We start from the raw sequence: 11,861 nt of genomic DNA, 5'->3' as shown, positions 1-11,861 counted from the left end.
ACTACAGGTCTTTCACCAGCGGGTCGCGGCGTGGTCCGGCGCTGCGCGCGCGGAAACCGATCAGTGTCGCGAACAGCTCGGCTTCGTACTCTTCGCTCGAATCGTAGCTGGACAGTCCGCGGGCGGCGCCGACGGTGGCCGGGTCGATCTCCTGGTCCAGCGCCAATTCGCTGGTCAGCCGCGTCCATTCGGCGGTGGGCATCGACGTGTCCTGCCCGTGGCCGAGCAGCATATGACTGACCTCGTGCAGGGCCACGTGCAGTTCTATCGCGGGATCGGACGCCTGCCGGAGCAGGATCACGTCGCAGTCCCAGCAGGCCAGCCACAGCCCGCACAGCCCTACCGGGGCGGTCGGCGGGAGCAGCAATCGCACGATCCGGCGCCCGCGGGTGTGCTCGACCGACGCGATGAACTCCTCGACGGTCCAGTCCACCGGCAGCTCGAGCCGGTCGACCAGCGAATGCAGCCGGGCACGCGTAGAAATCTGGCTTCGGATGGGTTTCCACATGAAGTCGCGAGCGGAGACTTTACTCCGAATCCATTTCATGTCACTTGCCTCGCGGGCCCGAGCGGCTCCGTCGAGCGGGTGAATGTAAATCGGGGTTCAAGCACGATTTCCCCCTTGCCCATTGCAGATCTGGTCTTACCAACGGCGCACCGACAACGGCGTCATTGCCGCCGGCACAACGCATATCGTCGAAAAAGCAATTCGACCGAACCGGACATCATTCCTTGTCCTCGAACTCAGGCTAGCATGTCGGCGCCGGACAGGGCGGCGACCTGAGCTCAGGTGGAACGGCCGGTCGGCCGGCGGTCGCTGCTGTTGCCGGAGTGCGGATTTCGGCGCGCATGCGCAGGCGTCGTGGATGCAGCGTCACGGCAAGGGCGGGTCGCATATCGTTGCCCGGCAGCGCACGCAGGCGCCGGCGGGCAACGATAGTGGCCAGAGCGATCGCGGCCTCGTCGAGGGCCAGCGGGCCAGATTCGAGGACAGAGCGAACCCCCGAGCAAGGGGGACGACGGGCTAGCTCGACGAACCGTAGCCGGCGAGGAGATCGGGATTGTCGACGACTCTGCGCATCTCGGTGAACATCTGCGCCGCGCCGCCGAGCGACCACCCACCATCGACGGGAATGAGGGCTCCGGTGACGTAACTCGCCATCGGCGAACTCAACCACAGGCAGCAGTCGGCGATCTCCTGCGCGGTCCCGTACCGAGCCAGCGGCACCGAGTCGGTGACGAGCTGCTCGATCTGTGGCGTCGGAGCCAGCCGCATCATCCCCTCGGTGCCGGTGATCGGACCGGGAATGACCGCATTCACCCGGACGCCGGCGGTGCCCCACTCGACCGCGCACGTTCGGGTCAGCATGTCGACCCCCGCCTTCGCGGAGCACGCGTGCACCTGCATCGGCATGGGGATCGATGATTGCGGTGCGGAGATGGTGATCACCGCCGCGCCGGGTTTGCGGAGGTGATCGTACCCGGCCCGCAGCACGTTGAACGTGCCGAGCAGGTCGATGCCGATGACGGAGTTGAACGCGTTCGATGACATGGTGGTGGCCAGCGCGGGGAAATTGCCCGCCGCGCCGGAGACCAGGACGTCCAGTTCACCGAATCGGTCCCGCGCCGAGGCCAACGCCGCGGCAACGGCGTCGAACTCACGCACGTCTGCGGCGAATCCCAGCACCGAGCCGCCGTGCTCGCTCAAGCCGGCGACGGCCGCGTCGACCTTCGCCTGATTACGGGACAGCACAGCGACATTGGCTCCCGCCCTCGCATAGGCCTGGGCGATGCCGAGATTGATACCGCTGGTACCGCCCGCGACAAAAACGCTGCGGCCCGAGTAGTCGAACGGCTGACTCATAGTCATGGGGGTTCCCTCTCCTACGCAGACGGCACCGGCAGGACCTGCACCGTGCACGTCGCCGTCGCCACCAGCTTGTCGGCTCCGTTGTGTGCTTCCGCGGCAAGGAAAATGGCCGTTCGCCCGGCTTTGCGCACCGTGGTGTGCAACCGCAGCCGCTCGCCGACGAATACCGGGCGCATGTAATGCGTCGTCATGTCCAAACTCGTCGTCGGACCGCGCGCGGTCAGGTAACTGAGCGCCCCGAAGAGGTCATCGATCATCGCCGACAGGAATCCGCCCTGCAGCAACCCCACGGCGTTCGCGTACTCCGAAGACACCGCCACCGTCGCGGTCAACGATCGACCAGGAACGTACTCCTCGAACTGCATGTCCAAGGTCTTGGTCGACGGCGGCGGAAGCAGGAGCTCGACTCCGGGCGGGATCGGAAAACTGCGCAGCGCCGCGAATGTGTGCTCCAGGATCTGTTCGTGCCCGTGAATCGCATCGTCGCTCATAGAGTGCCTTCCTCGTTATCGCGGCCGCGTTGCGCCGCTGTCAGAAATGTTTCCAGTACCGTGTTGAACCCCGGCGCACGTGCGACGGCATGCCCGGCGCCGGGTATGTGGGCCCGCTGCGCACCGAGCTCGGTGGCGACGGCATCGCACAGTCGCTCGAGCCCGGTGTTGTGCTGTCCCGAGACAACCAGCGTTGGTATGTGTGCCTCGACGATCGCCTCGAAGCGCGGCTTCGCCTCCCGCGGGGAACGAAGGTCGCGCCACAGCCGCATCGCCTGACGGATGTCGTCTTCCTCTCCTGCAGGCAGTTTCTGTCCCACGCCGGCCATAGCATGGAACTCACGCTCGGCCTGCGCGTCGTCCGCGTCCGCGGCGAATCGGTCTGCCAGGGCCGCCAGCTCGCGCACGGACTGGTCTTCCTCGGCGGTGACGAACAGCGGTACCTCGATCAGCGTCAGCGACCGAACCAGATGTGGCCGTCGCCCGGCCGCGACAGCTGCGCCCAAACCTCCATAGGAGAAGCCGACGAGGTGCGCGCCGCCGGGCAGTTCCACGATGAGCTCGGTCAGATCGTCGGCGTCGGCGAGGAAGTCCTGTTGTGGCACAGCAGGATTGGGTGCGTAGCCGCGACGACTCGGAATGATCAGCGACCAGCGGGCCGCGAGCACCTGCTGCCGGGCCCAGGTCACGCGCGCCGGCAGCCCGCCGTGCACCAGAATGACCGGCGGCCCGGTTCCCGACCGCTGGACGAACAGCGGCGGCGCGGTGGATTCTCCTGCCGTCACAGCCCCCTCCTCGCCCCGAATGCCGGTGGCGCCGGCTCGATCAGTTTAAGCGGCGCAGTCGTTTCCGGTGCGAAACATCGACGAATGCAGACCCGGCGCATTCCCACCCTGCTGCCCGCTGCCGTCAGCGGACGACCGCGGCCGGCTCGGACCGGGGGAGGTCGGCGAGTTGCTGCTCGAACGACCCCGCCCACGATTCCAAGCGGTCGACATTGCGCCGCATATCCCGGAAGCACTGGTCGGCGGTCTTGTCGGTGAGCAGGTCCAAGTGCAGCTGTGTGCAGATAGGTTCCTTGCTGTACTCGAGGAACATGTACTCGTCGGTCGGACGGGTTCGGGTCGCGAAGGTCCGTAGGTTTGCTTGCATGCGCGTCTGGATGTCCCGGAATCGTTGTGCGATGGGATGGAATTCGGCCGCCGCGTCCTCGTTGCCGATCAGGCCGCGGAAGAGCAACTGGGCAGGCAGTGCCCAGTAGAACGAGGTGTCCCAGATGACCTTGGTGAACATCGCCGGCGCGTGCCCGAAGATCGGGTAGTTGTTCAGGTAGACCGGGAAGTAGTTCGACCAGAGATCGTCGAGCAGCAACTGGTTGAACGTGTCGGCGACCGCCTCGGTCAGACCGCCTTTGCGGTCGAGTTCGATCATCCGCGTGGTGATGGTGTTGGTATAGGCGATCCAGTCGGATCCCGGGCTGTAGAAGGCGTCCAGGAATACGGCTGCCTCGCCGACACAGGACCATCGATGGTGCGAAAACGCTTGCTTGGAAAAGTGACTCGCATTGCGCACCTTGAGGAAGTCGATGATCTCGGCCTGCTCGATGAACTTGGCGAGCGTCGGTTCGTATTCGTCGAGCCAGCGGCGGGCCTTCGTCTCGGTCGCGTAGGTGCTGAAGGGGTGGACGTTCTCGTCGGTCACGATGCCGATGCTGGTGTTTCCCGACGACAGCGGGATCATCCACACCCAGTAGCCGGGACCCATCAGGTGATTGGTCGAAAACCACCGGCGCTCCTGGGTTTTCGGCGTCCAGGTCGGGCTGGTGGCGGCCGCCATCTGCTCGACGTCGTATTCACCGCGGAAGCGCCACCAGGCCGCGTTGATCTTGTGCGCGCTCGGGGTACCCAGTCCGAGCTTGCGTTGGATCAGCCGATGGCGCCCCGAGGCGTCGACGATGAAGCGCGCCCGGACCGTGCGCTCGGTGCCTGCACCCTCCATCGCGTAGTGGACGACGTGATCCTCGTCGTCGCCGGCCAGGTCGACATCGGTCACCTTGGCCAGCTCGACGAGGTCGACACCGAGTTCACGAACCGAGCGCCGCAGCTCCCGTTCGAAGATGCCGCGGTCGATCTGATAGGACGGCACCCGCGGGAACCGCCGCGAACCGAGTTCGGGCCGTGCCTCGAGCGGGCCGTGGGCATCGCCGAAGAACAAGCGCAGCCCGAGCTTGGGCAGCTGCTGCCGATTGAAATGGCCGCTGAGGCCGAGCTGTTCGGTGAAGTAGTGCGAACCGGCCTCGACCGCCGATTCACCCACCTTGTAGGCGGCGTCGGGGATGTCGCCGGTGCTGCGTTCCAGCACCAGCACGGTGCAGTCGGGCATGGCGCGCTTGATCTGCCTCGACGCGGTCAGGCCGGCCAGACCCCCGCCACACACCACCACGTCGTAACGTTCGACTTGGTTCATGATTCTCCGTTCATGCTGTTCATCTCCGTTGGAGCTACTCAGCAGCGCCGACCACGAGACTCGTGAAACTCGGGAAAGTGTTGTCGGCAGACAGCTCCTGGGCGATCGTTTCCATCACTTGCGCGCTTGCGTTCTGGATGAACAGGTGGCCACCGGGAACGGTGGTGAGCGAGAACCTGCCGATCGTCAGCTGCTCCCAGCCGCGAAGCTGGGCCGGCTCGAACAGCGGATCTTCGGCACCGCGCAGGACCGTGATCGGAGCACGCAATGTGACCCCGTTGTCGAAGCGATAGTCGCCGAGCATCTTGAGGTCCGCCCGCACCGCCGGGATCAGCGGCTTGACCGTCGATTCGTCATCGAAGTGCGCGGCGAACAGACCGTTGTCGCGCAACACTTCCAGCACCCGGCTGTCGGATTCGTGGTCCAGGTCGAAGCCGTCGCGGATGTGCTTCAGGTTCCGCACGTACCCCTCGACCAGCTCCGGGGAGGGCCAGCCCCCGATGATGAGTTTCATCGGGACCTCGGCGAACTGCCGCTCGAGATACTTGGTGAGTTCGTAGGCGAGCAGTCCGCCCATGCTGTGCCCATAGATGACGAAGGACCGGTCGAGATACGGCAGCATCGCATCGGCCAGTTCCGCGATGAAGGCGGGCATCGAGTCGATCGGCACCTCGTCGATGCGGTTGTCCCGGCCGGGGTACTGGATCGCCACCACATCGACCGTGTCGGGCAGGCTGTTCGCCCACGAGGTGAAGGCCGAGGAACTGCCGCCGACGAAGGGCAGTGTGAATACGCGCAGCGTCGCCGTGTCGGACCGGCCCTTCGTCGCGCGGATCCAGCGCTCCGGGCCGGCGACTTCCTCCCCGGATGCGGGCAGCGCCACGGTCCCGGTGTCGAAGACATGGGCGAGGACATCGGTGGCGAGCTCGACCAGGGTGGGCCCGCGCATCAGGCCCATGGTCGGGAAGTCGATGTCGAGTTGCTTGGCCAGCACGTTGCGAATCTGGCCGGCCATGAGCGAGTCCATACCGAGGTCGGTCAGTGAAACGTCATGGGCCAGGCGATCGACCGGCATGTCGAAGATCCGCGATACCTGCTCCGACAGTGCCGTGACCAGCCGCGATTCTCGGGCGTCCGGCGCCAGCTCGAGCAGTTCGGCGCGCAGGCTCTCGGTACCGAACGTGGTGGCCGAGCCCGATGCGTCGTCCAACGCGAGATGGGCAAGCCGCAGCGAGCTGCGGAACGACGGCATGACCTGACTCATCATCGCGAAGTCCACGCCGAATACGCTGGCGCGGCTGACACCCTGGGCCAGACAGCGCCCGACGAAGCCGACCGCGTTGTCCGGTGAGATCGACTTCCAGCCCATCCGGGCGAGCGTGTCGAGCTTGTTGCGCACGATGAACCCGACCTCCCCGATGGCGCCCCAGTTGACCGTCAGGGCAGGCAGTTCGAGGTCGCGGCGATGTGCGGCAAGCGCTTCCAGGAACCCGTTCGCCGCCGCGTAGTTGGCTTGACCGGGCGTGCCGATGTACCAGCTCATCGACGAGTACATGACGAAGGCGTCCAGATCCAGCGCACGCGTGTGGTTGTGCAGATGCCACGCTCCGTCGATCTTCGGCCGCACGGCGCGGAGGAACTGCTCCTCCGTCATCTGGGTCAGCGCCACGTCGTCGAGCACCATCGCGGCATGGAAGACACCCCGCAGCGGCGACTGTTCCGACAGCCGCTCCAGCAGCGCCACGACCTCGGCCTCGCTCGACACGTCGGCCCGTTCGAGCACCACGGTGGCCCCGGATTCCCGCATCGCCGCGATCACCGACTCGTTCTCGGCATCGACCTGGGCCCGGCGCCCGACCAGCACCACGGTGCCCGCGCCCTTGTCGACCAGCCACTGAGCGGTCCACAGGCCGAATCCCGTATATCCGCCCGTCACGAGGTAGGTGCCATCGGCATCGAACGCCTGGTCCGCAGTCGAGGCCGGATAGACGAGAAGCTCGGTGTCCGGCTCGAATTCGACGACGACCTTGCCGATCTGCTTCGCGCCCGCCATGTAGCGGAACGCGGAGGCCACATCGGCGGCACCGAAGTCCGTGTGCGGAAGCGCGGGCAGCGTGCCCGCCGCGACACCGTCGAGCACCTTCAGCATGGCCTCGCGGCACAGCGCCGGATCTTCCAGCAGCAGTCGGTCGATGTCGATCGCCGCGTAGATGAGGTTGTTGCCGAACGGCTTCAGACCGAGCTTGTAGTTGTCGTAGATGTCCTTCTTCCCGATCTCCACGAACCGCCCGCGGGCGCGGAGCAACTCGAGGCTCTTCGGGATGGTCTCGCCCTGAAGCGAATTCAGCACGAGGTCGACACCGTCGTAGCGCTCTCGAACCGCATCCGCGAACGCCAGCGAACGGGAGTCGAAGACGTCCTCGACACCCAGCGTTCGCAGGTATTCCCGCTTCTCCTCGCTACCGGCGGTGGCGAGGACCGTGGCGCCGAGCAGGTGCGCGATGTGGACCGCGGCGAGCCCGACCCCGCCGGCGGCGGCATGGATGAGCACCCGCTCGCCCCGGCGCAGCCTGCCCACCTCCACCATTCCGTACCAGGCGGTCAGGTACGCCATCGGCAGCGTCGCGGCATCGGCGGCCGAGAGGTCCGCCGGCATCGTGAAGACCCGCCGCGCATCGGCGACCACCGTCGAGCCGAAGCACCCGCGAGCAAAGGCGACCACACGATCTCCCGGGACGATTCCCTCGACCTCGGATCCGACCTGCGTGATCACACCGGCGCATTCGACACCGAGGTTGTCCGCATAGAACCCGCCGAAGGTCGCGCCCTCCGACAGCACGCCGAGCGACAGCATGACGTCGCGGAAGTTCAGGCCGGTGGCGAGCGGCCGAATGGCTACCTCGCCCGGCCCGATGACCGGTGCGGCCTGCTGTTCGAACCGGAGGTGCTCGATCCCGGCCTCGGTGGGAGTGGCCAGCGCGAACGGAGTTTCGTCCGACCCGCGGGCGAGCGCCGCGACCGATGCCTCGAACTCGGCGAGCGAGACGTGCTCGAGGCGGTCGACGAACCGCTGGTTTGCGCGGAAGGCGACCTCCTCATCGGCTGCCTGCACATGCAGCAGCTCATCGAAGAGCTGAGCCGCTCGCTGCCCGGCGTCCGGCGTCGCCGGGTCGAAGTCGATGATCTTCGCGGGCAGGGTGACCTGCTCGTTCAACAGCACCCGGACAATTCCCCAGCTCGGCAGCTGGGCGGGCGCGACGCGCTCGGTCCCCTCGATGCTCTGCGCCCCCGCGGTCGCCACCCAGAACCGCGGAGCCTTGGACCACTCCAGCTGCTGAACCGCCTGCGCCAGCGTGATCACGCTGTAACCGCCGTGCAGTTCCAGCTCGGGCAACAGCTCGGTGGTGAGATCCGACTCCGCGAAATCGAGGTTCCACAGATGCAGCACGCCGGCCACGTCCCCGGCGTGTTCACGCACCTGCTCCAGCACGCGCTGAATATCCGCGCTGCTCGTCGGGTGCACCCGGAAGCTGCGTGCGTCGACCTGCTCGAAGGCCTCGCCGCGGGTGACCAGGACACTGGCCGCGCCGGCCTCCCCGAGCAGGTCGAGATAGCGTTCGGCGACACCGTCCGCGTCCGCCAGGACGACCCAGGCGCCGGGCTCGACGCGCGGCTGATACGGCTCGAGGTCCACCGCCTGCCCGCGCGCCAGAATCACCGAGTTGCCGGACTGCTCGGACGTGGCCCGTTCGGAGAAGACCTGGACGTGCTCGAAGCCCGCGGTCGGCAGAAATTCGCGCCATGCCGCATCGGACAACAGCGGATAGTCGGGCCGCAGATCGTGGTCGGCGAACTTCCACCACCCTTCGGTCATACCGAAGGTCAGGTCGACCCAGTGCGGCGACACCGCCCCCTCGACGATCAGGATCTGCCCCTGGGCGGTCAGCAGACGTTTGACGTTGTCGAGGGTGGCCCGCAGACTCGCGGTGGCGTGCAAGACATTCGACGCGACGATGATGTCGAAGTAGTGCGGATCGAAGCCCTGCGCCTCGATGTCGGACTCGATGTCGAGGATTCGATAGTTCATGAAATCGCTGTCGGCGAACCGCTGGCGCGCCTTGGCGAGGAACAGCTCCGAGATATCGGAGTACACGTATTCCGCACGCTCGGTAGGCAACTCAGCGATTACGTGGCCGGTCGTGCCGCCGGTGCCCGCACCGATCTCGAGCACGCGCACCGGCCGGTCGCTGGGCAGCGCCCGCAGCGACTCCGCGACGATCCGGCGGACGATGCGGTTGGTCTTCTCGAACGAGAACGAGGTCCCGTAGAGATCGGCGACCGATTCGAACTCGTCCTCCGGGAAGATGAGTTCGACCGGATTGACCTCGTCGTGCAGAACGGCGGCCAGCTCCGTGCCGCAGCGCTCCAGCACCGCGAACTCGCTCGCGCATTCCGGATGCTGTTCGCGCAGCCGGGCGAGGATCGGTGCCGGATCGACTCGGGCGGGGGTGATCAGCAGCTGCCACGTTCCGGCGTCGTCCTCGATGATCCCCTGCAGCGACAACAGCTCCAGCAGTCGACCGAGGTAGCGCCGATATTTGTCGTGCACCCCCATCTCCTGCGCGATCTCGTCCAGGGTGAAGCGCCGGCCCACCGAGAAGTTCATGCCCACCTGGTAAAAGGCCTCGGTCACATAATCGATGCACAGCCGGTCCATCTCCACTTCCGTCACGGCGTGGTAGTGGTTGTTGACCGACCACTCCCGCAGCTCGTCGATCAACGGATCGACGGCCACGTGCAAGTCTTGCTCCGACGGCAGGAAATCGGCGGCGATGCGGGTCTTCGTGTGCACCGGTGCCGGATGCCAACGGAAGTCGTAGAACGACTGCAGGAGGTCGTCGCCCGCATCGGTGCTTTGCGTGATGGACTTGAGCCGCAGGCCTTCGAACTCGGCCACGATCGTTCCGTCGTCGGCGACGATCCAGAAATCGCCCTCGCGATACAACGGGTCCCCATGCAGGCGTGCGTTTCCGTAGCAGTACACGGTGCTGCTGGGCTTGCGGTAATAGCTGAGCCGTTTGACCTCGACCGGGAGGAAAAGCGTTTTGGCTTCGCCGTCGGGGCGATTATTCACCAGGACGTCGTCGTAGACCATGGCGAGCGAGGTGATGCACGAGTCGAGCAGCCCGGGATGGAACGCATGGCGCGGCGCCTCGTCCGCGGCCGCCGACGGCGTCTCGAGCAATGCCAGCGATTGGCCGGGGGCGTGGGTGAAACGGATAGCCGCCTTGAAGGTCGAGCCCAGGGACAGGCCATTGTGCTGCAGGTCGGCGTAGAAACCCGCGGGGTCGACCTCGGCGGTGCACTCCGCCTGCAGTTCCGCGAGCGGTTTGGGCAGCGCCGCGGTCGGCGCTTCGCGGCGCAGGGTCCCCAGCGAATGCAGAGTCCAGTCCTTGTCGCCGTCCTGCCTGCTGTACACGGAATAGTTCATCGCCGCCGTGAGAACCACCTGGACCAGCGGAGCCGGGCGGTTGTCGAAAACGAAGAGGGCTCTACGGAATTCGACATCCTCGAGCGAGTACGAGCCCGCACCGAACGCGTCTTCCGCGCAGCCGATCACCATGTCCAGGTGTCCCGCCGCGGGAAAGACGATGGGCCCCTGGACCCGGTGATCGTCGAGCCACGGGAAGCGGACCGGGTCGAGCTCCAGCTCCCACACGTGTTTGCCCGGCTCGTCGGCGACGGCGATGCGGCTCTTGTCCCCGACGAGCGGATGCCCCAGCGACGGGAATCGGTTGCCGCGTGAGCTCGCCGCTTCCAGCCAATAGCTTTCGCGCTGCCACGGGTACAAGGGCAGCGGAACACGTTCGGAGACACCGTCGAACACGGTGTCCCAATCCGGGTCGAAACCTGCTACATAGAGCGAAGCGAGCGAGTTCAACAGGGTGGCGTAGTCGCTGTGCTTGCGATTCAGTGACCCGACGACAGTTCCCTTGACCTGCCGCTGGTCGAGCAGTTCCGCGATGGCGGTCGCGTGAATCGGGTGCGGGCCCAATTCGACGAACGCCAGGTGCTCGTCTTCGATCAGGCGATCGATGGTGGGCGCGAATTGCACGGGCTCCCGCACGTTTCGCCACCAGTACTCGGCATCGAGCGCGCCGGTCGGGGCGATGGCTCCGGTGACCGTCGAGTACATCGGAATCGACGCCGGACCGGACGCGAGCCCGTCCAGCGAGGAGATCAGCTCGTCCTGCAGCGGATCCATGTGATGGCTGTGGAACGCCACGCTGACCTGGAGCATGCGGGCGAAGATCTTGTCGTCGCTGAGTTCGCGTTCGATTTCCTCGAGCGCGTCGGGGTCGCCGGCCAGGGCGGTCGATTCCGGGCCGTTCAACGCCGCGACGGCCACCCGACCGCGATACGCGCCGATCCGGTCTTCCGCCGCGTCCCGCGGCAGACCCACCGCGAGCATCTTCCCCTTTCCGGATGCTTTCTGCTGCACCCGGCTCCGATGGAAGATGACCCGGACCGCGTCTTCGAACGACAGCGCCCCCGACACGCAGGCGGCGGCGACTTCGCCGATGCTGTGGCCGACGACGGCCGCGGGGACGATACCCCAGCTCTGCCACAGGGCCGCCAATCCGAGCTGCAACGCGAACACCGCGGGCTGAGCGATGAAGGTCTGGCCGATGCGGCTGTCGGCCTCGTCGCGGCGTAGCTCCTCGGTCACCGTCCAGTCGGCGTACTTGCCCAGCTCGGCATCGACCCGCTCGATCGTCTGCCGGAACACCGGACTCTGCTCGAGCAGCTCACGCGCCATGGCCCACCACTGCGGGCCTTGGCCGGAGAAAACGAACACGACACTCGAAGCGGCGGATCCCTTGACACCGCTGCGAACCGAGTCGGGCGAGGAGCCCGCCGCCACGTCGTGCAGCGCGGTGCGCAGCTCGTCCGCGGAGGAGCACACCAGGGCAAGGCGATGGTCGTAATGCGAACGCATCCGGGCCTGCGTGGACGGTCTCGCCGGGCACTCC

General features: G+C 66.4%; 6 protein-coding genes. All 6 read right to left on the bottom strand.

All coding sequences use genetic code 11. The features are described from left to right. Nucleotide 1: 1 nt before the first annotated feature. The 6 genes from F3087_RS09675 to F3087_RS09650 all read right to left on the bottom strand — a co-directional run bounded on the left by F3087_RS09675 (nucleotide 2) and on the right by F3087_RS09650 (nucleotide 11,827). Nucleotides 2–547: a hypothetical protein gene (locus F3087_RS09675; RefSeq protein WP_150401491.1), complete on the bottom strand. Its 546-nt coding sequence runs from the start codon at nucleotides 545–547 to the stop codon at nucleotides 2–4. 477 nt (nucleotides 548–1,024) lie between these two features. Then, nucleotides 1,025–1,870 carry an SDR family oxidoreductase gene (locus tag F3087_RS09670; RefSeq protein ID WP_223884956.1) on the bottom strand — a complete coding sequence of 282 codons (846 nt, stop codon included), beginning with the start codon at nucleotides 1,868–1,870 and terminating at the stop codon, nucleotides 1,025–1,027. Nucleotides 1,871–1,884: 14 nt separating this feature from the next. After that, nucleotides 1,885–2,361, bottom strand: a complete 477-nt coding sequence (locus F3087_RS09665; protein ID WP_150401490.1) for a PaaI family thioesterase — start codon at nucleotides 2,359–2,361, stop codon at nucleotides 1,885–1,887. Beyond that, complete coding sequence (locus F3087_RS09660; RefSeq protein ID WP_191093874.1) at nucleotides 2,358–3,146, bottom strand: alpha/beta fold hydrolase; 789 nt, start codon at nucleotides 3,144–3,146, stop codon at nucleotides 2,358–2,360. Before F3087_RS09660 ends, F3087_RS09665 begins: the two co-directional genes overlap by 4 nt. Before the next feature lie 124 nt (nucleotides 3,147–3,270). After that, nucleotides 3,271–4,827, bottom strand: a complete 1,557-nt coding sequence (locus F3087_RS09655) for an NAD(P)/FAD-dependent oxidoreductase (RefSeq protein ID WP_150401488.1) — start codon at nucleotides 4,825–4,827, stop codon at nucleotides 3,271–3,273. Between the two features lie 34 nt (nucleotides 4,828–4,861). Next, nucleotides 4,862–11,827: an SDR family NAD(P)-dependent oxidoreductase gene (locus F3087_RS09650; protein WP_191093873.1), complete on the bottom strand. Its 6,966-nt coding sequence runs from the start codon at nucleotides 11,825–11,827 to the stop codon at nucleotides 4,862–4,864. Nucleotides 11,828–11,861: the final 34 nt, after the last annotated feature.

The sequence above is a fragment of the Nocardia colli genome, assembly GCF_008704205.1.
GTDB classification, from domain to species: domain Bacteria; phylum Actinomycetota; class Actinomycetes; order Mycobacteriales; family Mycobacteriaceae; genus Nocardia; species Nocardia colli.
This window is presented reverse-complemented; position numbering and strand designations above follow the sequence as displayed.

Excerpts from the sequence above, each read along its gene's own strand:
- F3087_RS09675 (WP_150401491.1), bottom strand. The coding sequence starts at position 547 with ATGAAATGGATTCGGAGTAAAGTCTCCGCTCGCGACTTCATGTGGAAA.
- F3087_RS09665 (WP_150401490.1), bottom strand. The coding sequence starts at position 2,361 with ATGAGCGACGATGCGATTCACGGGCACGAACAGATCCTGGAGCACACA.
- F3087_RS09655 (WP_150401488.1), bottom strand. The coding sequence starts at position 4,827 with ATGAACCAAGTCGAACGTTACGACGTGGTGGTGTGTGGCGGGGGTCTG.
- F3087_RS09670 (WP_223884956.1), bottom strand. The coding sequence starts at position 1,870 with ATGACTATGAGTCAGCCGTTCGACTACTCGGGCCGCAGCGTTTTTGTC.
- F3087_RS09650 (WP_191093873.1), bottom strand. The coding sequence starts at position 11,827 with ATGCGTTCGCATTACGACCATCGCCTTGCCCTGGTGTGCTCCTCCGCG.